Here is a 24,042-nt window from a genome sequence, read left to right as displayed (position 1 = left end):
TGCTTTCTTCTAAATACTTATTTAGTAACAAGGTTTAAAAAGTTTAATGTTCGTGCAAAGGCATCGCGGGCATGTGTAACGTGATAAGTTGGGTTCGTATCATTGAAGAATGCGTGTTTTGCATCCGAATAGATGACAGCTTCGAATGATTTTCCATTCTTTTTCATTTCTTCCTCAAAATCTGGCACTAAATTCGTAATATTTGGGTCCTCCCCGCCATAAAAACCAAGTATTGGGCAATTAATATTCGCTATTCCCTGCTGAGGCGGCCGCCCATAAAATACAATCGAACCAGAGTGTTGTTGATCTAAAGTCGCTAATACCGCTGAAAGGGCCCCACCCATACAAAAACCTACAGAAGTGACAGGCATACCTTTAGATTTTTCGAATGTCGTTCTGGCATAATCAGCTGTGTCTGTTAAAATTCCTGCTAGTGACTTGGATTTCGACGGATTAAGCAAGCCGAACAATCCATTTAATGTCGATCTGAGGTTTTCCTGTCGTGATGAGGGCTGCTTTAGGATTTCGTTTTCCCGCTCATCCGGATTGAACCAGGAAGAATGGGGGATAGAATGTAAAAATTCTTTGGCATCATCTAATCGTTCTGGACTTAGTTCTTCTGGACGATCACCATCAATTGCAAATAAATCTGGAGCAATGGCTACATAACCGGCTGCGGCAAACCTTTCTGCTACTTCCTGAATATGTTTGTTAACTCCCCATATTTCCTGAATGATAATCACTGCAGGACGTAACTCAAGTGCTGGCCCGATTGAAGCACAATATGCCCTGCATTTGCTGTTTTTTCCATTAAAAGTTTTCCATTCCGTATGTACGGCCATGATAAGTCACCTCACAAAAAATATCTTTCTTACTAAATATAGGAGAAAAACACTAAATTATCCACTTATTAATCAATTTTTAATCTTTTGGGACATTTTGGACAAACTTAAAGAAAAAGGGAAAGGCTGGAAAAAGTTTGCTTAAAAAAGGCTTGGTAATTTTATGTATGGTGATATCCGTATCTGTTGCTGATAATCAGACTGTTTTTGCAAATGAAAACACTTCTTCTTTGAGAAACCAACTTAATCAGGTACTATCAAGTGAATCTGCATTACAAGGGGCGATGGCTGGAATCAGCATTCGCTCTGCTGCAGATGGGAATATAATTTATCAGAATCAAGGCGATCTAAGGCTGCGGCCGGCCTCCAATATGAAGCTATTAACAGCTGCAGCTGCACTCAGCGTTTTGGGTGAAACCCATACTTTTTCGACGGAAATATATGCTGAAGGTCAAGTGAAAAAGCAAACACTTAAAGGAAATCTTTTTTTAAAAGGAAAAGGTGATCCGACACTTTTAAAAACAGATTTCGATAAGATGGCGGAAGAGATTCAAAAGCTAGGAATTAAAAAAATAAAGGGGGATTTAATGGGCGATGATTCTTGGTACGATGATGTTCGTTATTCACTCGATCTGCCCTGGAGTGACGAAACCGCCTATTACGGCGCACAAGTATCAGCTTTAACTGCCTCACCAACAACGGACTATGATACAGGATCTATTAAAGTGGAAATTCAGCCCGGAATCCATAGATGGGACAAACCCATAGTGAAAATCACCCCGAGAACGGATTATGTGAAAATAGTAAACAAGGCAATTACGGTGCAAGAGGATGGCAGAAAGAAACTTACCGTCGAGCGGGAGCATGCGACAAATACCATTACGATTGAAGGAACGATTCCAATGAAGGCGAAAGTTGAAAAAGAATGGGTTGGTGTGTGGAACCCTACTCGTTACGCGGTTACACTTTTTCAACAGTCTCTTGCAAACCATGGAATTACATTGACCGGAAAAATAAAAACTGGCAGGGTTCCTGAAAACGCAAGAAAATTATACATTCATCATTCCATGCCACTTTCAAAGCTATTAGTTCCTTTTCTAAAATTGAGCAACAATGTTCATGCTGAAGGATTGGTTAAGGAAATGGGGAAGGTAGTGAAAGGGGAGGGAAGCTGGGAGAAGGGATTGGCCGTACTAAAGACAGAGATGACAAACTTAGGTGTTAACCCGAGCACAATGGTAATACGAGATGGTTCTGGGATTTCCCATGTGGATTTGATATCATCCAATCAATTATCACTGCTGTTATGGAATGTACAAAAGAAAAAATGGTATTCCTCCTATCTTAATGCACTGCCATTATCAGGTATCCATGACAAAATGGTAGGCGGCTCACTGAGAAATAGGATGAAAAATCCGGACACTCAAGGAAGAGTAAGAGCCAAAACTGGTACAATTTCAACCGTAAGCTCATTGTCAGGGTATGTACACACCAAAAGTGGAAAAACATTGATTTTTTCGATCTTATTAAACAACCTTTTAGATGAGTCGAAGGGCAAGAAAATTGAGGATAAGATTGTCTCTATATTAGCCAGACAATAATGGAGTGAATAATAAGAGGGAGCATGCAGATAAATGGCATGCTCCCTCCTTTTATTGATAATCATCAAAATTAAATTCACTTAATTGATCCATATGACTTGCAATCATTGCAATAATCGTACTTGCTTCTTCTCTGCTAAAAATAAAATGAGATTCATCTTTGATTAACTCATCCTCAGTTGTCCAAATCCGGTTCACCCGCTTGATGACACCGTCCCCAGTTGCTTGAACGACCCCAAATTGATAGGTAATTTCGACTTCATCCTCGTGCTTGAAAGCCGTAACCTCTGGTGTGGACCAATCGACATCAATTTCCTCAAAAATGTCATCGCTGTTCACTTGTTCAGCCTGGTAATACTCGTCGTCATCATCAACGGTTTCACAATCTTCTTCATTATCAAAGACCTCATCTGTCTGAAGAAAAACCCCATCATCCGTATAATGATCCTCACCATTCATGTAATCATGAAGACTTTCGTGAACTTCCTCGATAATCTCCTCGATATCAGAAAGGATGATTTTTGCTGTGTGACCGCTGTCAACATCAAAGGAATCAATATAAAACTCTTCGTTTTGCGGATCAAAGAAAAGAGAGCAAAAATATTCACGATCAAGTTCATCAGTTTCGGTATCCGCTGTCTCGACGAAAAATTCTATCCTCGGATGTTTGGCGGCTCTTTCAATTGCCATTTGGCCGACTTGATCATATTCTTCACAAATAGACTCTAGATGGTCCTGCAATTCCCCGCAAACTCTGTCAAACCATTCTAACGACATCCGTCATCGCATCCTCTCAAAGTTCATCGAGGTTATTATTTCCAATAAGTTAAAATATATGTTGAGATAAATGGCTGAAAAAATCAGCCCTCAATATATTTTTCCAAAGCCTTTCCCATTTTTGGTAATGCTATTGGAAAAAAATGTGGGATAATAAATTAATAGATAAAATATGGTGGTGATCGCTTGATAACTCTAGTAAACGAATTAAACCAAATTTGTAGCAAATATATTTTTAATGAAAAAATCGTCATTGTCGATTCTCACTCAATTGGAGAGCAAATCAATGAAGCGTTCGTAAAAAAAGACCATCAGGCCATTAATCTAAAGTATAAAACGGTGAACGACCTTGCGCATAATCTAGTCGAATTGAATTCTGACGAGGAGATCAAGCTTTTGGACCATTCCATTGGGGTTCAATTAACATACACCATGCTGCATGAGTTAAAGGAACAAGGGAAACTTCGATACTTTGAAGGAATGGAAATTACTCCTTCTTTTAGCCATTGCATTTACAACACCATACAACTCCTTCGTCTTTCAGGTTATACAAAAGATACGGTAGAGAAGGATGCCTTTATCACTCCTGTCAAAGCGGAGGATATGGACAAAATTCTTGCAGCATATGAAGAAAGGATAAACAGTCTGGAACTTATCGACAGAGCTGCTCTTTTAAAAATGGCAAGCAAATATGTAAAAATAAATAATCAAGTGGTATTTATTTTACAGTCGAATCTTAGGCTTTCGTACCTGGAAGAAATACTCTTAAGTAAAATATTACCTGAAATGCATTATAAACTTCCGCTCGCCCCTGTATTTGGTATCAATATCCCTGAAGGGACAAGTCTTAGTTCCATTCGCTGGGCTGACCCAACTCCTCTCAGCTATCTTTACCAACAGGATGATGCTAGCGGGAAAGCGGATTTGCATCTGTTTACGGCAAAAACAGAAGAGCTGGAAATAAAACAAGTTTTAGAAAAAATAAAACTGACAGATGAACCATTAGATGAAAGTGTCATTTATTATACAAGCGGCGATGCCTACATTACTATGCTTTATCAACTTTCACAAAAGATGGAACTACCAATTACTTTTGGAGAGGGTCTTCCTATTACTTTTAGTCGTCCAGGCCGGCTGACTTTAGTGCTTTTGGAGTGGATTCAGTCAAATTATAGTGTACAAGTCTTTCTGGATATGTTGAATGAAGGTTTAATTGATCTGGGAAAGAATGTCCCATTTATAAATTCAGGATTTTTTGATCTGAATAATATGGTTGTTTCCAAAGCGAAAATAGCAAAGATCCTTAGGGGACTTCAAATAGGATGGTCACCTGAACGTTATGATAAGCAATTTGGAAATGAAATCAATCGATTGAGTGAAGAATTTCTCAAAGATACAAAAAATACTTCACTGGAAAACTATATTAAAGAACATTATTGGATATGGAGCAGTTTCAAAACCATTTTTAAAAACCTTCCTCCGCTTGAATCGATCATAAACTATAAAAAATGCTTAACAGGGATTAAGTTTATTCTTGAAAATAATGGTAATACGGGATCGGCCCTGGATGAATTATCAAAATCTGCGCTATTAGAGGCGATTGAAAGGATCCTCCCTTTTGCGGATGAAAGCTTGTCTACGTATGAAGTTATTGAGAAGGTAAGAGATCTCCTGCTATCTATACGGGTTAATCAATCTCGTCCAAAACCGGGCCATCTACATGCATCTTCCTATCCGGATGGAATTTATTGCAGCCGGTCAAATGTTTTTGTAGTTGGTTTGGATAATAAGAAGTTTCCTGGAAATTCAAGCGAGGACCCAATGCTTTTAGATACAGAAAGAATAAGGCTTGGAAACAATATACGGTTGCTTCGTGAAAAAGGGCAAGAAAGTTTATATACACTGCTTCAGGTTTTAGCTCAATCGGCAGGGCGAGTAACGGTCAGCTATTGCAATTTTGTTATCAACGATAATCGGGCCATCAATCCAGCTTTTGTTGTGCTGCAATGCTATCGCTTGATGACCGGCAATAAAGAGGCCGAATTCAAAGAGCTAAAAAAACTGCCTTCCTCCATCATTGCTGATGATATTTTTGAAGATAAAGATTATTGGAATAGAAAATTAACGGAAGATGTAACAGGTCATATGACCGATGGGGTTTTGCAGCACTTTCCTAATGTCATAAATGGTTTAAATGCCGAAAAAGCTCGTCATTCAAGTGGCTATTCAGAATACGACGGGCTTGTAAAAATCGATGCAGCACAATTTGACCCGCTTCAAAATCAAGAAAAAACCATGAGTGCAGGAAAGCTGGAAACACTGGCGAAATGTCCATATTCCTACTTCTTAAAAGACGTATTAAAGGTAAGACCTGTTGAGGATGTTTCATATGACGCCAATAAATGGCTCGATGCCGCAACCCGCGGAAGCTTGCTGCACAGTATTTTTGAAACTTTTTATAAAACATTGACGAAGGACAACATAAAACCTTCAGTTGCTAAACATTTGAAATTGATTCAGGATATTGCAGCAAACTTGATTAAGCAGCAAAAAGAGTTTCTGCCTCCTCCCAATGAAAGAGTCTACCGACGTGAAGTAAAGGATATTTTAGCATGCTGTGAAATCTTTTTAAAAGAAGAGGAGCAGTATGGTGAAAATTACGATCCGCTTCATTTTGAATATTCATTTGGGATTGGCGATCAGGAACCAGCAATTGTCACTCTTCCTTCAGGCGAGCTTAAAATCTCCGGAATCATCGACCGCGTTGATAAATCGAAGGATGGTAAATACCATATCATTGACTATAAAACAGGAAGCACCTATGGTTATGTGAAAAATGGCGCATTCAAGGGCGGACGGCAGCTGCAGCATTTGATTTATGCCTTAGCCATTGAACAGCATTTAAATCTTGGTGAAGGTGCAGTTGAAGAAAGCGCCTATTATTTTCCGACCGTGAAGGGTATGGCGGAGCGGTTTTCCCGAAAGCAGGACATTACCCTCAGAACAAAGGGTTTAGACATTTTAGAAAAATTAATTGATGTAATCAAACATGGTTATTTTGAAATGACCGATGACGAAAATGATTGTAAGTTCTGTGAGTACAAGCTTGTGTGCCGGCGCCATTTTTATCCAAAAGAAACCCTGGAATTAAAGCAGTCCAATCAAAAATTAAAGGGGGTTAGAGCTTATGACTAAAAGGATTCCTGACCAAGAAGCACGCGATAAAATTAAGTTTGAACTTGGAACGAATTTTCTTGTTGAGGCCGGTGCCGGTTCTGGAAAAACAACCAGTTTGGTAGACCGTATGGTTAACCTGATCTATACAGGTACGGCCGAAATTCAGGAAATTGTCGCGATTACTTTTACTCGAAAGGCAGCAGACGAGTTAAAGGTCCGTTTTCAAGCAAAGTTAGAGGAAGTATGGAAGAAGGAAACCGACCTTGATGCCGTATTCCGCTTAAGTGAAGCCTTGCAAAATTTGGAACGCTGCTTTTTAGGGACAGTCCATGCCTTTTGTGCAAAACTCCTTCGTGAGCGTCCAATTGAAGCCCAGCTTGATTTGACCTTTAAAGAGCTGGAGGAAGCGGATGATTTGGACGTATTAGAAGAAGCCTGGCAGCTCTATTTACAAACCCTGATGAATGAGTCCCCACGCCATTTTGAGCAAATAGATGAAATCGGAATGACTGTGGACCAGCTTCTTCCATGGTTAAAGCGTTTAAAGGATTATTCTGAAGTGGAATGGATAACAGATTTTGTTCAAAAACCTGAGTTACACTCGGAATACCAGACTTTTATTACCCTTATTAAAGAGGCAAAAAAATGCGTTCCTGACAAGGAGCCTGATAAGGGGTACGATGCCCTGCAAAAGTCCATAGTTACGGCTTTGCAAAAAAGTCGGTTTTTCGATAATCCAAAAGAGAGGGATATCATCAGCATTTTCAACCTATTTGATAAAAACTTAAAACCGACCTACAACCGCTGGCATTCAAAAGAAGATGCAAATTTTTATTTTGACAAAATTGGTGCAGAATTCGAAAGTAAAATCAAGCCGCTTCTAAAAGCTTGGAAGGAATACTGTCATCCTAAGATTGTAAGTTTTATAAAGGAAGCCTTCCATACTTATGAGACGCTTAAAAAGCAGAGGTCTTTGTTAAACTTTCAGGATTTAATGATGCATACTTCAAAACTTCTAAAGGTAAATCCTGAAGTTCGTGGTTATTTCCAGGAAAAATATCAATTTCTGCTGGTCGATGAATATCAGGACACCGACCCGATTCAAGCAGAAATTATGTTCTTTTTGACAGGTGATAATATCTATGAAACAACCTGGACTAACTGCAGGCCCAAACCAGGCTCCTTATTTGTTGTCGGCGACCCTAAACAGGCCATTTACCGATTCCGCCGGGCAGATATTGATACTTACAATCGCGTTAAACAGCTTATAGAGGAGCATGACGGGGAAGTGCTCCAGCTGACCACCAACTTCCGAACCATAGATACGGTTACGAAAGAATTAAATAAAGTTTTTGAAAACCACTTACCCGAATTTGAAACCGATTATCAAGCAGCTTACCGTCCATTAATCTCTTATCACGAAGATTTCGGGAATGGATTTTCTGGAATCAAAAGACTTTCAGTGCCTGCAGATTTCAAGAAGAAGGAAGAAGTAATCCTAAAGGATGCCGAAAACATTGCATCTACTATTTATCAACTAATGGCTCAGGGGCATAAGGCAAAAGACTTCATGGTGCTGACCAGGTACAACGATGGAGTCGCTGTTTATGCAAAAATGATGGAAGACCTTGGTATTCCAGTCAGTATAAGCGGTGAAGTCATTATTGGTGAGACAAGAGAGTTCCAAGATTTGTGGATTCTCTTGAAATCATTCTTGGACCCAACCGACGAAGTCAGCCTTGTGGCCGTTTTAAGGGGGATATTCTTTGGCATTAGCGATGAGGAATTGTATCAGTGGCGATTGAACAAGGGCCGCTTTTCCATTTATGCGAATGTACCACTTGGTTTAACTCCAGAAACAAAAGCAAAGTTTGAATATGCTTTGGCGAAATTGCAGCTTTGTCAAAGGTTTATTCGTCAACTAGCTCCTACTGCAGCAATCGAAAAAATAATCGAAGAAATCGGATTTTATCCATTACTCTTAAGAAATGGACACAGCAAACGGACGTATAAAAGTCTGCTGCAAATGATTGAAGCCTTAAGGAAACAAGAAGCAGTAGGAAATACCACCTATAAACAAGTTGTGGATGCTTTAACCGATATGCTATTTGAAAAAACGGCCGTTGCCAATATGGAGGAAGAGGCGGATGCCGTACGACTAATGAATGTTCATAAGGCAAAGGGACTGGAGGCGCCGATTGTCTTTTTAGCCCATCCGATTAAGGCAGTTAGTCCGGAATCTTTTTTATCACAACATATTAAACGGGAAGACCAACAATCAAATGGGTATTTTACTTTTTCAATAGAAAATGGATATGGCAATAAAGAGGTGGCGATTCCACTAGAGTGGGAGCTTCATAAGGCTGAGGAACTAAAGTATTTAACAGAAGAAGAACTGCGGATTCTTTACGTAGCGGCAACTCGGGCAGAGAAGGTGTTAATCATTAGTTCAAACGGAGGAAACAAAAAGAATCCTTGGAGCATCCTTTTTGAAATAGGAGACATGAAGGAGCTTGAAATTCCTGACCCAGATAGGTTGGAAAGGGGTGATGTATCCTCTGAGATTAAACTAAGTGATTACCAAGCAAAAACGCGCAGCAAAAATGCTTGGCTCGAGCAAAGCAAGCTAAAAACCTATGACCATTGGACACCGACAAAGGACAAGGACTATTCAGAAATTACGATAGAGCGGGAGTCTGGAGGCGGAAAACAGTGGGGAACACTCATTCATGATATTTTTGATAAAGTAGTCCAGGGAATGGACGTGTCACATTATATTAAAATGTCTTTAAATAAATTTAAACTCCCAGTGGCAAGAGAAGAGGAAGTAAAACGTTATTTGGATAATTTTAGGTCGACTCTACTATGGAACGAATTACAGGCGGCTGAAGAAATACTAACCGAAGTGCCGTTTACATTTAAAGTAGAAAAGAGTCAAAAGCTCTATTCACTTATTACACAGGATCCTGATGAGACTCATCCATATTATGTTAATGGAATCATTGACCTTATCTACAAAAAGAATGGGACCTGGAGGATCATTGACTACAAAACGGACCGAGCTAAGCAGCTCGAGGACTATGAAAAGCTGCAGGTTTTCTATACTAGTCAGCTTAACTTCTATAAGCATGCCTGGGAAGGTTTAACCGGAGAAAAGGTAGTGGAAGTATACCTCTATTTCCTTGCGCCAAATCGATTGGCGGCCCTCTAGTAGTTAGACAATTGCAGGAGCGAATATTATAATAAAAAGGTACAGCAAAAAGCCGGGTGGCAGCGGCACTCCTTTTTAGAAGGGGGGTGACGCTTGATGCTAACTGTTTACGAGGTAATCAGTCTGATGATTGGTTTTGGAAGTTTAATTGTGGCAGTTATAGCAGTTGTTATTTCTTCTCAACAAAAGAAATAACCCACCCCGCTCAAGGCTTAAGTTGGGTGAGTTATTCTCCTCTAGGCCGCTGCACATCTTGCAGCATGCTGTACAAAGAGCTTCCGGCCCGCCAGCCGGGGCTCTTTTTTAGTATATGAAATTCTAGTTAAATTATATCCACAAAATGGTGATAAGTAAAGGTTGTGAGATTCAGCTCATAGATTAGCTGCCATTTTCAAATGCTTCGATTCGGGCGCGGACAAAATCAGGAACAGGCTGAGAGGATTTCGTTTCTTCATTATAGCTGACGTAAATAATTTCTGCTAAGAGGATGGGGTCTTCTTCTCCCTCTCTTGTAATCATACAATTCATTGCCATACTTGTTTTGCCGACTTTACTCATTTTGCACCAAATCGTTAACCAGTCATTTAATTGGGCGGATTTTTTATATTCTAAAGTGGATTTTGCCAGGACAAAATCAAAATCTGATTGTCCCAATTCCAGTTTTAACCCTTCTTGAAAATATTCCGTTACGGCCACATCGATATAAGTCAGATAATGGGCATTAAACACAATCTTTTGTCCGTCAATTTCAGAATAACGAACCTTTAAACGATGCGAAAAACGATAACCAATAGTCATAAATATCACCTTTCTATTAGGTAAACCTACTTTAAAATGAACTTTGAGTTTTCGAACTCATCTTCTGCTGCTTCCTTAACTCTCTCACAAAATTGGACAACAATGCGATCACTTGCAAAAAACATGAATAATTTGAGGAATGATTTTAATGGACGATTGGTACAGGTGTATTTGAAGAGAGTTTTGTTTTCGTTGAGTGAGTTGAGTTCATACAAAGCTGTAATCTCGAACATTTTAGCAAGAGTAAATCCAACCTTTAATTTCTTTTTTTCAGAGGTATTTAGGTAGTCTAGTGTTTCTACATCATACTCTTCAATTCGTTTCCCTTCCTTATATTTTTGTCGGTAAATACTTCCTACGGATTCTTCCGTCAGTTTAACTGGCTGGTGGTCTACCACCTGTGGCATAATTTTTTGCATTTTTTCCAAGGGTCCTTCTAATAAATCCCATATATAGTCAATGGGCGCATCGATTTCAATTTCTCTTGTCCATTCCTTCAACAAACATCACCTCTGTTATTTTTTAATTAATACTTCTATTTTTAAAAATAGAAACCCTTTTGAAAAATAAAAAATCATCTGTTAAAAGTAAGTCTTTAGAAAGCAAGGACAACATTCCGACTTAAAAAGTCATAGATTGTAAGAAGCAGATATATATATATAAGAAAATAGATGCTGGATTTGGTGCCATGAATTCAGTCTACCACTGTTTTCAGAGCACTTCTTAGTTACAGGAGGTGATTTCTTGGAAGTAACAAAAGTGCCCGCTCTTGCTCTGGCAAGCCGAATTATCCCGAATGTAGATAATGGATTAAGAGATTCTCTTAAGCTTCCAGATCATATTAAGAGTCTTGCCTTCGTTACTAGTACTAGTGATGATGTGGGTTATACTGCATTAGACGAAGCGACAAAGAAATCTGCTGTCGAGGTCGTCTATGCAAAGTCCTTTTACGCAGGGGCTGCTCATGCTTCTGGTCCATTATCAGGTGAGTTTTTGGGGATTTTAGGTGCAGCAACTCCCTCTGAAGTAAAGAGCGGTCTTGAAATTGCGATTCAAATGATAAACGAGGGGCCTGCGTTTTATGCAATGGACGAATCAGGAGAACATGCCTATTTTGCCCACACGATTTCAAGAACAGGAAACTATCTATCCAAAATGGCAGGAATCAATCCAGGAGAGCCATTGGCGTATTTAATCGCGCCGCCGCTGGAAGCCATGGTCGGTTTGGATGCCGCCTTGAAAGCTGCAGATGTAAGGCTTTGTGTTTTTTATGGTCCGCCGACTGAAACGAATTTTGGAGGCGGTCTGTTAACGGGAAGCCAATCTTCTTGTACGGCCGCTGCGGAAGCATTCGCTGATATAATTAAGAAAATTGCAAAAACTCCTCACCTAACATTTTAATAGGGTAGGAAAATTATAACAACATTAGTTTTTAAAAAGGTGTTGAATTCAATGACGGAGAAAAAGCAGCGCGTCATTCAAGAATATGTTCCTGGAAAACAACTTACATTAGCTCACATTATAGCCAACCCAGATGAGGCTTTGTATACAAAGCTGGGTATCGGACAGGCTGGAGCGATCGGAATTTTAACATTGACCCCTGTTGAAACAGCCATTATAGCGGCCGACATAGCGACGAAAGCTGCGGATATCGAGATAGGGTACTTAGACCGTTTTACTGGATCGTTAGTCATATGTGGAACGGTGTCAAATGTTGAAACGGCCATACAGGCAATTAATCACTTTTTAAGCAGGCATTTAAAATTTGAACCTGCGGAGATTACTCGGTCATGAAAAAAGGAAAGGTTATGCTGATTGGTCCGATTGGTTCAGGAAAATCCACGTTAACAGCGCGATTATTGGAGGAGTCATCTCCGGTCTTGAAGACACAGTCCCTTAACTATAGGGATTGGATTATTGATACACCGGGTGAATACAGTGAAAATCCAATGTTTTATCGCTCCTTAATGGCAACGTCATTGGAAGCACGCGTATTGCTGGTGGTACAGGATGCAACCAAACATTTTCAAGTACTTCCACCAAATTTTTCTGGGGGATTTCCTATTGTGGCGTTGGGTGTGATTACAAAAATTGATCATCCTGATGCCGATTTGATGAAGGCCGAGCAGATTTTAAGGCAAGTTCTGCCTTTCCAAGCTATTTTTCGGGTATCATCGGTAACTTTGGCGGGAATATCGGAGCTTCGTGCGGCGATTTTGGGGTATTTTTAACAGCGAAAATTAGGATTGGACATTTTTTTTAGTGTTTTGGACAATTTTAAGGATGCTTTGGACAATTTTTTTGGTGTTTTGGACATTTTTCGTAGATGTTTGGACATTTTTAATAAAGGTTTGGACAATTAGACATTTTATTCCAAAAATTAACCGAAAATGATGAGATGTCAATCAACTCAATTCTGAATATAGTTAAAACAATTGGGATAATATGGTACGAAACAAGAGCGAATCAGGAGGTGACCCGGCTTGAACAATAAAGTGATAAAAAGTGTAGGAATCGATATCGGCACGAGTACGACCAAATTGATGATGAGCGACTTAACACTCGGACGGGTGTCAAGTCAGTTTGCACTACCGCATTTTGATATTATCGAGCGAAAGGTCACCTATGTAAGTGAAATCATTTCAACACCACTGATAAATGAAGAGGAAATCGACCTAACACAATTAGTTGCTTGGCTAGAAAAAGAATATCTTCAAGCGGGCTTAACCATTTCGGATATACAATCTGGGGCTGTCATTATTACGGGTGAAACCGCAATTAAAAAGAATGCCGATGCCTTGATTCATTATTTATCCGAACGAGCGGGGGACTTTGTGGTTGCGATTGCGGGTGCCAGCTTAGAAGCGGTTTTAGCAGGAAGAGGTTCAGGCTCCTATGAACATTCCATGAAGAGTAAAGGGATAGTGGCTAATATTGACATTGGCGGCGGTACGGCCAACGTGGTTCTTTTTCAGCAAGGAAAAATACTTGAAACAATTACGTTTCATGTTGGAGGCAGATTAATAGAAATCAATCCGTCAGGCAAAGTCTTATCCATCTCACCCTCCATAAGACCTTGGCTTTTTTCGAAAAATCTTCAACTAGAAAAAGGCAGATTATTATCGCTAACCGACTTAACAAAAATTAGTACCGCACTGGCAGTCGATATGCTTGATTGTTTAGCTGGTAAAAGATCCATCCATTCACTAGATTTATTGGTTCACAGTTCATCTTGTGAGGCATTGCCAAGGATTGATGAAGTAATGATATCCGGAGGGGTAGGTCAGCTCACCTTAGCAGGACCTCCATCTTCCATAGAAGAGGCAGCGAAATATAATGACTTTGGCCCCTTGCTGGCAACCAGCATAAATCAAAAATTAATAGATTACCATTTCCAGGTCATCAAGCCTTTGCAAACCTCAAGGGCAACTGTCATCGGTGCAGGGATGCAAACGACCAAGATTAGTGGGGCAACAATTTCAATCCAAGCGAATCGTTTGCCGTTGCGAAACATTCCCGTTATAAAAATATCTCTTTCAGTCGAGGAGATTGAACGAAACCTTTTAATAGGAAAGGAAATGTTTGGTAGTAATGAACGGTTGCCTTTTGCTATTGGTTTATCCGGGTCAGTATATTTAACCTATGAAAAAATGAAAGATCTTTCCCTTGTCATCGGAACTCTTTACCATAAATATTTTCCCCGTAGTGAGATTCTAGTAATCGTCTGTGAAAATGATATGGCAAAGGCCTTAGGGCAGGCACTACAGCTCCAATTTGCCTTCGATGTTATTTGTATTGATCAAATCAATATTGGACATGGTGATTACATTGATATTGGCGAACCGTTAACGGAAACTATAGTGCCGGTTGTCGTCAAAACGCTGGCATTTAGAGGTGAAAGCAATGAAAACAAAAATAACTTTGCTTAATAAAACGTATCAATTTAGTAATTTAAAAGAAATCCTCGCAAAAGCTAATGAAGAAAAGTCTGGCGATCAGCTTGCAGGCATCGCAGCAAAGGATGCCCAGGAACGGCTTGCCGCACGGCACCTCTTGGCTGACTTAACCCTAAACGATATACGAAATAATCCAGTCCTTGCCCCCGAAGAGGACGAGGTTTCGAGAGTAATAGAGAATTCAATCAATGAAAAAAACTATCAATCAATTGCCAACTGGACCGTTAGTGACTTGCGTGAAACCCTTCTTTCCGATACCACAACCGATATAGAAATCACTCGCCTTAGGAAGGGCCTTACTAGTGAAATGGTCGCTGCCGTTACGAAAATAATGTCCAATTTAGATTTAATTCAGGCAGCATCGAAAATAGAAGTCATAACTCAGTGCAATTTTCCGATAGGATATAAAGGAACCCTTTCCGGCAGGGCGCAGCCAAACCATCCAACTGATTCCATTCAAGGCATCAAAGCATCGCTTTATGAAGCATTGAGCTATGGAATCGGTGATGCTGTCATTGGCATCAATCCCGTGATTGATAATGCAGAAAGTGTAAAGCAAATTTTACAAATGACGAAAGAGGAAATGGACCGCTTTATAATCCCCACGCAAAACTGTGTGTTGGCCCATGTCACCACACAAATGCGAGCGATTAAAAACGGGGCACCGTCCGATTTGCTGTTTCAAAGCTTAGCAGGAACGGAGTCAGGTAACAAGGCTTTTGGAATAAGTGTTGAATTGTTAGATGAGGCGAATGATTTAATTCAAAAAGAAGGAACGTCAGCTGGGCCGAATCTCTGGTACTTTGAAACAGGACAGGGTTCGGAGTTATCATCGGATGCCCATCATGGCATTGACCAAGTAACACTTGAAGCGAGATGTTATGGACTCGCTAAAAAGTATCACCCCTTTATCGTCAACACAGTTGTCGGATTCATTGGTCCAGAGTACCTTTATAACAGCAAGCAGGTAATTAGGGCAGGACTAGAGGATCATTTTATGGGAAAGCTGCAGGGACTACCAATGGGGGTCGATGTTTGTTATACGAATCATATGAAAGCGGATCAAAATGATATGGAAAACCTTGCGATTCTCCTTGGTTCTGCAGGGGTCAATTTCCTTATTGGTGTGCCAATGGCTGATGACTGCATGCTCAATTATCAATCCACGAGCTTTCATGATATTGCTTCGGTAAGAAGCGTTCTGGGTTTACGTCCGGCTCCTTATTTTGAGAAGTGGCTGGAGAAAATGGGAATTATGGAAAACGGCAAATTAACCGAGCGTGCAGGAGATCCGACGATATTTATGTAGAAAGGAGGGTTCAAGAATGAATGAAGGTCAAATTGAATTAATTGTTCAAAAAGTAATGGAACAGCTGCAAAAGAGGTTTACACCCGACCATAATATTGCCAGGGAGAATGTAAAAGAAATTATCGAAAAAGGTTTAGTTTTTAGAGAGCAGGATTGGAAGACATCGATTCCACAGCCTGCCTTTAAGGAAGGAGTGGCAGAGTTGACCGCCTCGACCCCAGCACGAATTGGAGTCTGGCGAACAGGCACCCGGCCCTTAACGAAAACGATGTTAAAGCTGCAGTTCGATCATGCCGCTGCCATCGATGCGGTTAGCAGTGAGGTCCTTGAAAAATACTTAGAGGAATTCAATTTATTTACAGTTGAGACCTGCTATGAAAATAAAGAGGTTTACCTGAAAAGGCCAGATAAAGGGCGGGTGCTTACGGACGATGCCGTTGACACGATCAGCAGCCGCTGCCAAAAGCGGCCTCAAGTTCAAATTGTTGTTTCCGATGGACTGAGTGCAAGTGCTGTTGAGACAAACCTTAAAGATGTTTACCCTGCCCTGATAGATTCTTTGAAAATAAACAATCTTTCATTTGGAACGTCTTTTTTTGTCAAAGGGGGAAGGGTTGCCTGTATGGACCATATAGGTGATATCCTCGAGCCAGAGGTCCTCGTGCTTTTAATCGGCGAACGTCCTGGGCTTGTATCAGCAAGCTCAATGAGTGCGTATATGTGTTACCGGCCGCGAAAGGGGATTATCGAATCAGACCGCAACGTCATCTCGAATATCCATCCGCTTGGTACCCCGCCAATAGAGGCAGGCGCTCACATAGGAACCGTTCTAAGAAGAATGATTGAACAAAAGGTGAGCGGTGTGAAACTAGAGTTATAGTGTTGGTCTGTCATTGGAAATTGAAAGGGAAGGAGGGGAAAGAATGGGGGTTGTGATTGGATTTGCTTTAGTGTTGTTAACACTGGCAGCTGGTACAGCCATTGGTGTGAGGGCAAATAAAAATGTCAGAGCCTTTAATGACGAAGAACATGAAATTTTTGTTGGCAGGGATGACAAATAGAAGGGAGCGAAGGGAATGAAAAATAAAGACCAACAATTGTTGGAGGATCGAAAACATCTCAATCGTTATGGCTATGCCCAAGAATTGCTGCGTGATATGGGTGGGTTTTCGAACTTTGCAATTTCTTTTTCTATCATTTCTATTTTAACCGGTGCTGTCTCTCTTTATGGACATGGGCTGCTTTATGGCGGTCCTGGGATGATGGGATTTGGCTGGACAATCGTCGCTTTTTTCGTACTACTCATCGCTGCCTCCCTTTCAGAGCTGGCATCAGCCATTCCGACTGCAGGTGCTTTGTATCATTGGGCTGCTTCCTTGAAAGGAACAAGGATTGGCTGGTACACCGCATGGATTAACTTAATTGGTCAAATTGGCATTGTCGCTGGAATTGACTACTCTGTAGCCTTATTCGCCGATCCTCTCCTGGCAGGAATCTTCCACTATTCTTCTACCGATACTACCACTCTAATTGTCTTTGGCGCAGTTCTCCTTTTACATGGAATCCTCAATCATGTCGGAATCAAAATCGTTGCAAAACTTAATGATTTTTCTGCCTGGTACCATATGATAGTGGTAGCTATCTTAGTTGTCAGTTTGGCATTTTTTACAAAAAATGGATTACAGCCGATTGATTATTTGTTTAAAGTCGGGCAGACTTTTTCCGATAAACCCTATTTTCTTGCTTTCTTAATTGGATTATTACAAGCACAATGGACGTTTACTGGCTACGATGCATCTGCTCATACGATTGAGGAAACGGTGCACCCTCGGGTTCGGGCCCCATGGGGGATTTTTAACTCGGTTGCCTTTTCGTTTGTGTTTGGTTTTATAATGCTTTCCTTCGTTACGCTTTCTATCCATGATGCCAGCGGTGCGGTCAACTCTGATAATGCCTTTATTTATGTCATCAGCCATGCATTAGGCGGTACGTTTGGCAATGTCGTCCTTTGGCTCGTCACCTTTGCCATGTTTTTTTGCGGATTATCTTCCATTACGTCGTTCTCACGGATGATGTATGCCTTTTCGCGAGACAATGGAATGCCGCTAAGCCGCCATTGGGCAGAAATCAGCCGCAAATATCGTACTCCGGCAAAAGCCATTTGGCTTTCGGTTATTCTTTCCTTTGTTTTAGCATTGATTGACTACATTACAAAGCTGATTAACCCTGACGTCGGGTACTCAACGATTGCCTTTTTAACTGCGGTTAGTGTGGTGGGGTTATATGTCGCCTATGGAATCCCGATATATTTAAAGCTTAGAGCAGAGGCGAAGGGAATCTTTTTACCGAAGCATTATGGTCCTTGGAGCCTTGGTAAATGGAGCAAGCCAATTAATATTATCAGCTTGATTTGGATTGTGTTTATTTGTATCATCATGGTGATTCCGCCAAATCAAATGGCGGCATACGCACTCGGAGGAATGTTTATTCTATTGCTGATCATGGATTTTGGCTATTATAAAAAGAACTTTAAAGGCCCACAGGCAGCCCTTGAAAAATCAATTGATGAGATTAGAAGATTGGAAGATGAGTTTGAACGTGAAAATGATTAATTTCAATGTAAAAAGTGCCCTTCAAAATGAAGGGCACTATTGTTCTTTAATACTGAAAACGTCAAGTCTGAATTAATAATATTGCTTTTTTCATATGAGCATTTTAATTGGATTTGGTTTAGGATGTGTTACTATAAAACCAACCCAAGATAAAAATGAGGTGCTGAATATGAAAATTGAAGTATGGTCTGATTATGTATGTCCATTTTGTTATATAGGAAAACGCAGGTTAGAAGAGGCGCTATCGCAGTTTCCACATAAGGAGCAGGTTGAAGTTGAATTTAAAAGCTTCGAGCTTGATCCTAATTCCCCAAAGAATATTGGCCAAAATATTCATGAGGTTCTTGCCAAAAAATATGGTATGAGTATTGAGCAGGCAAAGCAGGCTAATCAAAATGTCGGTCAGCAGGCATCAACGGTTGGTTTGACCTTTAACTTTGATGAGATGAAGCCGACTAATACATTTGATGCCCATCGGTTAGCGAAATTTGCTAAAACAAAAGGGAAAGAAGCGGTAATTTCGGAAAAACTTCTTAAAGCTTATTTCACGGATTCAAAGCATATTGGAGAGCATGGAACCCTAGTAGAAATCGCAGTAGAGGCAGGCCTTGATCGTCAAGAGGTTATGAACGTATTAGCAGATAAAAACTCATTTGCACAAGATGTAAGATTTGACGAGTCCCTAGCACAGCAATATGGTGTTCGCGGTGTCCCATATTTTGTTCTTAACCAAAAATACGCCATTTCCGGTGCCCAGCCTATTGAAACCTTTAACGGTGCGCTCCAAAAGGTATGGGAGGAAGAATCAGCTTCACCAGTGCTGCAGGATTTGTCTACAGATGATGATGTAAGCTGCGAAGATGGCAGCTGCGTGATTCCTGAGAAAAAATAATAAAAAATAAAGATGGGAAAGGGGGCCTTGGCTCCTTTCCCTTTTTTTCAGAACGGTTTCAGAATATTATCTACAGTTTCTTTTTCTGAAATAATTCTGATTATTACTTCTATCCCAGCATTTTTTTATCTCCCAATTGCGGTGGCAAGTAGTGTGACATCTTTTTCTAGATGTACAGCGTCTAGATGTACGCCGTCTAGAAGTGTTTCTTCTTGAAGTGTTGCGGCGGGAAGTATTCATATTGGAAGTGTTTCTTCTAGAAGTATTTCTTCTTGAAGTATTCCTTCTTGAAGTATTTCTTCTTGAAGTATTCCTTCTTGAAGTATTTCTTCTTGAAGTATTCCTTCTTGAAGTGTTTCTTCTTGAAGTATTCCTTCTTGAAGTGTTTCTTCTTGAAGTATTTCGGTTTCTAGTTGTTCTCCTTCTCGATGTTCCCCGATTATGACCAGGGTCTCTGAACATGAAATCCCATAAACCGCCTCGTCTAGCTTCGTCTGCTGCACTTTGAATATCTCCTGATGAAAATTCGCTCATTTTTGCACCTCCTTTTAAAATAGAAAAGGGAGTACGAAACTGATTGACAAAGTTTGTCTATAAAACTCACTCTTCTTTTTACAATTTACGTATGTAGGGGTACTTTTGTTTGGGACAAAAGCCTAACATAGGAAAAAATGCACCTTGTCGTGACCTCTAGTCATTCTTATTCATACGAATAATGGAGGGAGGAAAAGTTCATGGACGATGCCGCTAAAATTTCACAATATAAGCTTTTTATTAACCCGCTTGATTTAAAGGAGCTTAAAAGAGACATTTGGATAGACGACCCAATTCCTGCTCAATTAAAATTAGAAGGAAAAAGACTGGAAATTGATTTGAGCTACCGTGGTTCCCATATTCGTGATTTTTTAAAAAAGTCTTATCAAATTACTTTTTTTAAACCAAATACCTTTAAAGGTTCAAAACAGATTCATTTAAACGCCGAATTCAAGGACCCATCATTAATTCGTAACAAATTGTCCTTTGACTTCTTTTCGGAGCTTGGTGTTCTATCTCCACGTTCACAGCATGTTTTTTTAACTCTTAATGGGAAAGCGGAAGGGGTTTATTTAGAAATAGAATCGGTGGATCAACACTTTTTAAAACGAAGAAACCTCCCATCTGGGAGCATTTTCTATGCTGTTGATGGGGATGCTAATTTTTCTTTGATGAGTGACTTGGATAAAGAAATAAAGAAATCATTGGAATTGGGCTATAAAAGAAAGTGTGGGCCGGAGTCTGATGAATACAAGCTGCAGGAATTCATCATTAAAATTAACACGATTCCGATACCTGAGTTTGAACGGGAAATATCAAAATACCTCGATGTTGACAAATATCTCCGGTGGATAGCAGGGATCATCTTTACTTCCAATTATGATGGGTTTGTTCATAATTATGCTTTATACCGAAATGGAGAAACAGGGTTATTTGAAGTCATTCCCTGGGATTACGATGCAACATGGGGGAGGGATGTAAACGGTAAAGTAATGAAGGCAAATTATGTGCCGATTGAAGGATTTAATACATTGACAGCACGATTGTTACATGTTGACAGTTTCCGAAGGCGCTATCGAAACCTGCTCGAGGACATTATGGAGCAGCAGTTTACAAAAGACTATATGATTCCAAAAGCAGAAAACCTCCTCCAGAAGATTCGCCCCTTTGTATTGCAAGATCCATATAAAAAACAAGACATTGACCAATTTGATCAAGAACTAGGGATCATTTCGATATATATTGAAGAAAGAAGAAAATATTTACAAAGAAAACTAGCAAAATTAAATTAGGGTGTCACTCCTGACACCCCGTTGTTAATTTTTGGACATTTTTTGAAAAGTAAAATCTGATTTTATTGCTATATAATTTTTCTAACCGCATCATTTTGTTTCTTCTTCTTTCTCCTTTTAAAAGTCATTCCGTGTGAATTGATGTCCAAGGACACTTCAATTTCTTTTTTAATCATATTAATAATGATGATTAGGAGAAAATAACAAGTAAGCGGGATGAGCACAACCCATGGGGACATGAAAAACTCTCGATAATTTTGCCCAATTAGGCCAGCCCATTCTTTGGATATTGAATTTAAAATGGGCAGACCTCGTACTTCTTCTCTTGAAACACCACCCAAATATACCTGAAAGGCTCCCAGATACATGATTAATACTAAAGTATTAAGCAGGTGCTGGATTGCCATTAAAAAGCCGTATGAAGTCAAAAACGGCTTCAAATGAGTCTTCAATACATGAAAATGATTGCCCCCCATTAAATAGGAGCATTGAATAAAGGATTTTCCTTTCATTTCATCGATGATTTCTGTGGTCATAATTAGAACAGAAGGAACGCCCATAATAATTAAAATGATAATTTGATAAAATAGTATACTATAAACCGAATCTTCTATATATGTTGTGGATACAGGAAACATAAGAACTAAAGTAATGATAATCGGCGGAACTAAATTGAACACTAATAGAAAATCCTTTAAAATAGGCAGAAGTCGTTTCAGCCATAAGGAAAAGATAATTCCTAATGCTCCCCCAATCAAAACGCGAATGAAGGTCACTCCAAAGGCTGATAGTAAAGTAAATTTAGCCCCATATATCATCATGAGAAGAATATCTGCTCCGTTCCGGTCAGAACCCAAAAAGTAATGGGAGGAGGGCGGAATTGGTGGGACCCCTATCAAATTTCCCTTTTTGTCATATAAATACATAACTTTATTAAAATCTTCAGGTCCATAAAGCGGGTAAAGTAAGCTAAGGATGAGTACTATCCCGAGAATGGATAAACCGATAATCGTATTTTTATAGTGAAGAGCTTTCATACGCTGATCTTTTCCTTTCTTTTCCTCAACTTGAGAACTATGTAGGCAATAAGATCGGCCATGATTATGGGAACCGCAAATAAAAGGAATCCAAGAATAAAAGCTTCTGCTCTTTGACCATACATAGAGCGCAGCACCTCTGCAAAACCATGAATATTAAACAAGTATTCTACTACGATAATATTTGATAACAAGAACCATATGATTGTTCGTAAATGAATCAATAATAATGGAAAAATATTACGAATAATATGTTTAACATAAATGACGCTTTTAGGAAGCCCCTTTGCTCTCAAGAAAAGAACATAATCCTGCTGCTCCTCGCCGGCCATTTCTTTTAAAAGGAACTGTATTAAAAAAATGGCAGGAACAAAAATCGAAATGATTATAGGCATGAAATAGGGTTCTGTATGATTTCCGCCATATAGCTAAAAAAGTTTTACATCGAACGTCTTATAAATATAAATAACCATATATTGAAGCAGAAAAATAATAAGCAGATCTGGTGCGGTAATCGTGAAATCAATAAAACTGCTTATTCGTTTTCAAAAGGTATGAGGAAGCATCATAATCGCGGTAGCCGTAATCACGCCGATAAACACGACTAATAGCAGAGAAATAGATAAGATGGTCATCGTATAGGTATACTTCTCCATCCCTTCACCTTTAAAATAATGAAATATGTAAGAATAGTCATCATAGTGCAAAAACAAGGCTAAGTTGTCTAGGACATAGTACTTATACGAACTGAAATGAAATTCAACCTTTTTATTGGCGGAATTGAAAACAAAAAGTATCGGTATATTGACTACGCATACAAAGCCCGCTAATATAGCGATCAGCCTCACTGGAAGATATAATATTTTTTTTATCATGCGCTCCATTCCCTTCAAAAAACAATTTTCAATATTTTGACGGAATTAGAAATAAAAGGTTTCTTCTATAAAAGAAAAAATTTTCTGAAACATCTTTTATCAAACTTACGTCTATTTAGTACGGAACTTGAAGAATTTTGTAAAAAAATAAATGCGTTAGTGCATTGATTTATAATAAGACTAAGCCGGGCAATTGAAACCCTACATAGAAGGGAAGGGGAAACGATGCTTAGAAATGTAATTGTTGTAATAGATGATGAAGACAGTGTAAAACAGGCGATTAGAGAAATTTTAAGAGCAAAGCATAAAGGACATGAGTATGCCCTTGATTTAACAAGAATTAAAGATAGGGATAGAAAAAGAGAAATTATGAAAAGACTTACTAGATATTAAATTGAAAGGTGAAACTAGATGGATTTTAATATTGTAAATCAGCTTTCCAACAATCAAACGATCCAGTTAGAAAGATTATTATATTGCCGCCCTGAAATGGTCCCTTTTTATCATAAATGGGGATTTTCAGAAAAATTGGGCGACCTTACTTTTATGAGATTAATAAATAGCTAGTAAAGGGAGAGGTATATGAATAGTCTTCCATGTCATGGCTGCAAAGGTCTATGCTGCGGCCCTGTGCCAGTTACATCAAAGGAATTAAAACGAATAAAAACAAAGATCAAAACTATGCCAGCTAAAATACGTCTTAATCTTCAAAATCAAAAAAGATACTATGGAACTTGTATATTCTACGACCTTGAGAAAGATCGATGTGGAATTCATGCAGCGAGGCCTGATACTTGCCGAAAGTTTGGCTATTATAAACATCTCGTTTGTTTCCGGAATCCAGCTGCAGCAACAAAAGAACCAGAACCATTAACTGAAGAATTTGTCGGCATGCTTAGTGTCGATTTTACCTGGAAAGATTTTAGATAAAGACTTTGTTCGCAAAAATTGTTGTTTTACAACTTGTATTCCATTTAATTTTAAATTAAGAGCAACTTATTCGCACACAATAGCCGCCGTTTATTTCGTCATTTATTCTATTATTAACAAATAATTTCCGATAGAAGGAAATAAATGTCTTATCTCGAATTGAATGAATGTAAGAATATTCTAACAGAAGGAAGGCGAA

25 protein-coding genes are annotated in these 24,042 nt (G+C 39.3%); 17 read left to right on the top strand and 8 right to left on the bottom strand.

Going from position 1 to position 24,042, the window contains the following annotated elements; translation table 11 throughout:
• Window positions 1-17: 17 nt before the first annotated feature.
• Window positions 18-842, bottom strand: a complete 825-nt coding sequence (locus PH210_RS09755; RefSeq protein ID WP_289984948.1) for a dienelactone hydrolase family protein — start codon at window positions 840-842, stop codon at window positions 18-20.
• Window positions 843-1,009: 167 nt separating this feature from the next.
• Between PH210_RS09755 and dacB the strand changes: the two genes are divergently transcribed.
• On the top strand, window positions 1,010-2,443 hold the full coding sequence (gene dacB, locus PH210_RS09750) for a D-alanyl-D-alanine carboxypeptidase/D-alanyl-D-alanine endopeptidase (RefSeq protein WP_483312096.1): 1,434 nt from the start codon (window positions 1,010-1,012) through the stop codon (window positions 2,441-2,443).
• Between the two features lie 51 nt (window positions 2,444-2,494).
• On the opposite strand, the gene PH210_RS09745 is transcribed toward dacB, so the two are convergent.
• Window positions 2,495-3,220, bottom strand: coding sequence for a hypothetical protein (locus PH210_RS09745; RefSeq protein ID WP_289984945.1), 726 nt, complete (start codon window positions 3,218-3,220; stop codon window positions 2,495-2,497).
• Between the two features lie 186 nt (window positions 3,221-3,406).
• Here PH210_RS09745 and PH210_RS09740 point away from each other — a divergent pair, with 186 nt between their 5' ends.
• From PH210_RS09740 to PH210_RS09730, 3 genes are all read left to right on the top strand, one after another.
• Window positions 3,407-6,415: a PD-(D/E)XK nuclease family protein gene (locus PH210_RS09740; protein ID WP_289984944.1), complete on the top strand. Its 3,009-nt coding sequence runs from the start codon at window positions 3,407-3,409 to the stop codon at window positions 6,413-6,415.
• Window positions 6,408-9,608: a UvrD-helicase domain-containing protein gene (locus tag PH210_RS09735; RefSeq protein WP_289984942.1), complete on the top strand. Its 3,201-nt coding sequence runs from the start codon at window positions 6,408-6,410 to the stop codon at window positions 9,606-9,608. The genes PH210_RS09740 and PH210_RS09735 overlap by 8 nt, the downstream gene beginning before the upstream one ends.
• A 96-nt stretch (window positions 9,609-9,704) precedes the next feature.
• Window positions 9,705-9,803 carry a putative holin-like toxin gene (locus tag PH210_RS09730; RefSeq protein WP_223590929.1) on the top strand — a complete coding sequence of 33 codons (99 nt, stop codon included), beginning with the start codon at window positions 9,705-9,707 and terminating at the stop codon, window positions 9,801-9,803.
• A 183-nt stretch (window positions 9,804-9,986) separates the two neighbouring features.
• On the opposite strand, the gene PH210_RS09725 is transcribed toward PH210_RS09730, so the two are convergent.
• Window positions 9,987-10,406 (bottom strand): acyl-CoA thioesterase, encoded by a 420-nt coding sequence (locus PH210_RS09725; protein ID WP_289984940.1) that lies wholly within the window; start codon window positions 10,404-10,406, stop codon window positions 9,987-9,989.
• A gap of 26 nt (window positions 10,407-10,432) precedes the next feature.
• Window positions 10,433-10,906 carry an SRPBCC family protein gene (locus PH210_RS09720; protein ID WP_289984937.1) on the bottom strand — a complete coding sequence of 158 codons (474 nt, stop codon included), beginning with the start codon at window positions 10,904-10,906 and terminating at the stop codon, window positions 10,433-10,435.
• Between the two features lie 244 nt (window positions 10,907-11,150).
• On the opposite strand from PH210_RS09720, the gene eutL reads away from it, so the two are divergent.
• The 9 genes from eutL (at window position 11,151) to PH210_RS09675 (ending at window position 19,175) form a co-directional block, all read left to right on the top strand.
• The gene (gene eutL, locus PH210_RS09715; RefSeq protein ID WP_289984935.1) at window positions 11,151-11,807 is read left to right on the top strand and encodes an ethanolamine utilization microcompartment protein EutL; all 657 of its coding nucleotides are present in this window, start codon (window positions 11,151-11,153) and stop codon (window positions 11,805-11,807) included.
• A gap of 51 nt (window positions 11,808-11,858) precedes the next feature.
• Window positions 11,859-12,200: an ethanolamine utilization microcompartment protein EutS gene (eutS, locus tag PH210_RS09710; RefSeq protein WP_289984934.1), complete on the top strand. Its 342-nt coding sequence runs from the start codon at window positions 11,859-11,861 to the stop codon at window positions 12,198-12,200.
• The gene (locus PH210_RS09705; RefSeq protein WP_289984933.1) at window positions 12,197-12,637 is read left to right on the top strand and encodes a EutP/PduV family microcompartment system protein; all 441 of its coding nucleotides are present in this window, start codon (window positions 12,197-12,199) and stop codon (window positions 12,635-12,637) included. The genes eutS and PH210_RS09705 overlap by 4 nt, the downstream gene beginning before the upstream one ends.
• 252 nt (window positions 12,638-12,889) lie before the next feature.
• Window positions 12,890-14,335 carry an ethanolamine ammonia-lyase reactivating factor EutA gene (locus PH210_RS09700; RefSeq protein ID WP_289984932.1) on the top strand — a complete coding sequence of 482 codons (1,446 nt, stop codon included), beginning with the start codon at window positions 12,890-12,892 and terminating at the stop codon, window positions 14,333-14,335.
• Entirely contained in the window at window positions 14,310-15,671 is a 1,362-nt protein-coding gene (locus tag PH210_RS09695; protein WP_289984931.1) for an ethanolamine ammonia-lyase subunit EutB, read from the top strand. The genes PH210_RS09700 and PH210_RS09695 overlap by 26 nt, the downstream gene beginning before the upstream one ends.
• Before the next feature lie 16 nt (window positions 15,672-15,687).
• Window positions 15,688-16,551, top strand: coding sequence for an ethanolamine ammonia-lyase subunit EutC (eutC, locus tag PH210_RS09690; RefSeq protein WP_289984930.1), 864 nt, complete (start codon window positions 15,688-15,690; stop codon window positions 16,549-16,551).
• A gap of 43 nt (window positions 16,552-16,594) precedes the next feature.
• Window positions 16,595-16,732, top strand: coding sequence for a hypothetical protein (locus tag PH210_RS09685; protein ID WP_223590821.1), 138 nt, complete (start codon window positions 16,595-16,597; stop codon window positions 16,730-16,732).
• Window positions 16,733-16,747: 15 nt separating this feature from the next.
• Window positions 16,748-18,283: an amino acid permease gene (locus tag PH210_RS09680; RefSeq protein WP_289984929.1), complete on the top strand. Its 1,536-nt coding sequence runs from the start codon at window positions 16,748-16,750 to the stop codon at window positions 18,281-18,283.
• 169 nt (window positions 18,284-18,452) lie between these two features.
• Window positions 18,453-19,175: a DsbA family oxidoreductase gene (locus PH210_RS09675; protein ID WP_289984927.1), complete on the top strand. Its 723-nt coding sequence runs from the start codon at window positions 18,453-18,455 to the stop codon at window positions 19,173-19,175.
• 66 nt (window positions 19,176-19,241) lie between these two features.
• On the opposite strand, the gene PH210_RS29915 is transcribed toward PH210_RS09675, so the two are convergent.
• On the bottom strand, window positions 19,242-19,709 hold the full coding sequence (locus PH210_RS29915) for a CotG/ExsB N-terminal domain-containing protein (protein ID WP_483312094.1): 468 nt from the start codon (window positions 19,707-19,709) through the stop codon (window positions 19,242-19,244).
• Window positions 19,710-19,909: 200 nt separating this feature from the next.
• Here PH210_RS29915 and PH210_RS09665 point away from each other — a divergent pair, with 200 nt between their 5' ends.
• Entirely contained in the window at window positions 19,910-21,001 is a 1,092-nt protein-coding gene (locus PH210_RS09665) for a CotH kinase family protein (RefSeq protein ID WP_289984924.1), read from the top strand.
• A 68-nt stretch (window positions 21,002-21,069) separates the two neighbouring features.
• Here the strand turns inward: PH210_RS09665 and PH210_RS09660 are convergent, their stop codons facing one another.
• The 3 genes from PH210_RS09660 to PH210_RS09650 form a co-directional block, all read right to left on the bottom strand.
• Window positions 21,070-22,038, bottom strand: a complete 969-nt coding sequence (locus PH210_RS09660; RefSeq protein ID WP_289984923.1) for a hypothetical protein — start codon at window positions 22,036-22,038, stop codon at window positions 21,070-21,072.
• The gene (locus PH210_RS09655) at window positions 22,035-22,433 is read right to left on the bottom strand and encodes an ABC transporter permease subunit (RefSeq protein WP_289984922.1); all 399 of its coding nucleotides are present in this window, start codon (window positions 22,431-22,433) and stop codon (window positions 22,035-22,037) included. Before PH210_RS09655 ends, PH210_RS09660 begins: the two co-directional genes overlap by 4 nt.
• A 150-nt stretch (window positions 22,434-22,583) precedes the next feature.
• Window positions 22,584-22,913 (bottom strand): hypothetical protein, encoded by a 330-nt coding sequence (locus tag PH210_RS09650; RefSeq protein ID WP_289984921.1) that lies wholly within the window; start codon window positions 22,911-22,913, stop codon window positions 22,584-22,586.
• 225 nt (window positions 22,914-23,138) lie between these two features.
• Here PH210_RS09650 and PH210_RS09645 point away from each other — a divergent pair, with 225 nt between their 5' ends.
• From PH210_RS09645 to PH210_RS09635, 3 genes are read left to right on the top strand one after another with little or no spacing between them, the layout of a single operon-like run.
• Window positions 23,139-23,306 (top strand): hypothetical protein, encoded by a 168-nt coding sequence (locus PH210_RS09645; protein WP_223590803.1) that lies wholly within the window; start codon window positions 23,139-23,141, stop codon window positions 23,304-23,306.
• Between the two features lie 18 nt (window positions 23,307-23,324).
• Window positions 23,325-23,480, top strand: coding sequence for a hypothetical protein (locus PH210_RS09640; RefSeq protein ID WP_289984918.1), 156 nt, complete (start codon window positions 23,325-23,327; stop codon window positions 23,478-23,480).
• 15 nt (window positions 23,481-23,495) lie between these two features.
• A complete protein-coding gene (locus PH210_RS09635; protein ID WP_289984917.1) occupies window positions 23,496-23,843 on the top strand; it encodes a YkgJ family cysteine cluster protein in 348 nt (115 codons plus the stop codon).
• The last annotated feature ends 199 nt before the right edge of the window (window positions 23,844-24,042 follow it).

This window comes from Paenibacillus sp. BSR1-1, from assembly GCF_030403775.1.
In the GTDB taxonomy this organism is placed as follows: domain Bacteria; phylum Bacillota; class Bacilli; order Bacillales; family Cytobacillaceae; genus Neobacillus.
This window is presented reverse-complemented; position numbering and strand designations above follow the sequence as displayed.

Coding starts and splice junctions, on each gene's coding strand:
- PH210_RS09635 (WP_289984917.1), top strand. CDS start 23,496: ATGAATAGTCTTCCATGTCATGGCTGCAAAGGTCTATGCTGCGGCCCT.
- PH210_RS09725 (WP_289984940.1), bottom strand. CDS start 10,406: ATGACTATTGGTTATCGTTTTTCGCATCGTTTAAAGGTTCGTTATTCT.
- dacB (WP_483312096.1), top strand. CDS start 1,010: ATGGTGATATCCGTATCTGTTGCTGATAATCAGACTGTTTTTGCAAAT.
- PH210_RS09705 (WP_289984933.1), top strand. CDS start 12,197: ATGAAAAAAGGAAAGGTTATGCTGATTGGTCCGATTGGTTCAGGAAAA.
- PH210_RS09645 (WP_223590803.1), top strand. CDS start 23,139: ATGCTTAGAAATGTAATTGTTGTAATAGATGATGAAGACAGTGTAAAA.
- PH210_RS09655 (WP_289984922.1), bottom strand. CDS start 22,433: ATGCCTATAATCATTTCGATTTTTGTTCCTGCCATTTTTTTAATACAG.
- PH210_RS09675 (WP_289984927.1), top strand. CDS start 18,453: ATGAAAATTGAAGTATGGTCTGATTATGTATGTCCATTTTGTTATATA.
- PH210_RS09745 (WP_289984945.1), bottom strand. CDS start 3,220: ATGTCGTTAGAATGGTTTGACAGAGTTTGCGGGGAATTGCAGGACCAT.
- PH210_RS09755 (WP_289984948.1), bottom strand. CDS start 842: ATGGCCGTACATACGGAATGGAAAACTTTTAATGGAAAAAACAGCAAA.
- PH210_RS09665 (WP_289984924.1), top strand. CDS start 19,910: ATGGACGATGCCGCTAAAATTTCACAATATAAGCTTTTTATTAACCCG.
- PH210_RS09695 (WP_289984931.1), top strand. CDS start 14,310: ATGAAAACAAAAATAACTTTGCTTAATAAAACGTATCAATTTAGTAAT.
- PH210_RS09735 (WP_289984942.1), top strand. CDS start 6,408: ATGACTAAAAGGATTCCTGACCAAGAAGCACGCGATAAAATTAAGTTT.
- PH210_RS09660 (WP_289984923.1), bottom strand. CDS start 22,038: ATGAAAGCTCTTCACTATAAAAATACGATTATCGGTTTATCCATTCTC.
- PH210_RS09640 (WP_289984918.1), top strand. CDS start 23,325: ATGGATTTTAATATTGTAAATCAGCTTTCCAACAATCAAACGATCCAG.
- PH210_RS29915 (WP_483312094.1), bottom strand. CDS start 19,709: ATGAGCGAATTTTCATCAGGAGATATTCAAAGTGCAGCAGACGAAGCT.
- PH210_RS09685 (WP_223590821.1), top strand. CDS start 16,595: ATGGGGGTTGTGATTGGATTTGCTTTAGTGTTGTTAACACTGGCAGCT.
- eutC (WP_289984930.1), top strand. CDS start 15,688: ATGAATGAAGGTCAAATTGAATTAATTGTTCAAAAAGTAATGGAACAG.
- eutS (WP_289984934.1), top strand. CDS start 11,859: ATGACGGAGAAAAAGCAGCGCGTCATTCAAGAATATGTTCCTGGAAAA.
- PH210_RS09680 (WP_289984929.1), top strand. CDS start 16,748: ATGAAAAATAAAGACCAACAATTGTTGGAGGATCGAAAACATCTCAAT.
- PH210_RS09730 (WP_223590929.1), top strand. CDS start 9,705: ATGCTAACTGTTTACGAGGTAATCAGTCTGATGATTGGTTTTGGAAGT.
- PH210_RS09650 (WP_289984921.1), bottom strand. CDS start 22,913: ATGATAAAAAAAATATTATATCTTCCAGTGAGGCTGATCGCTATATTA.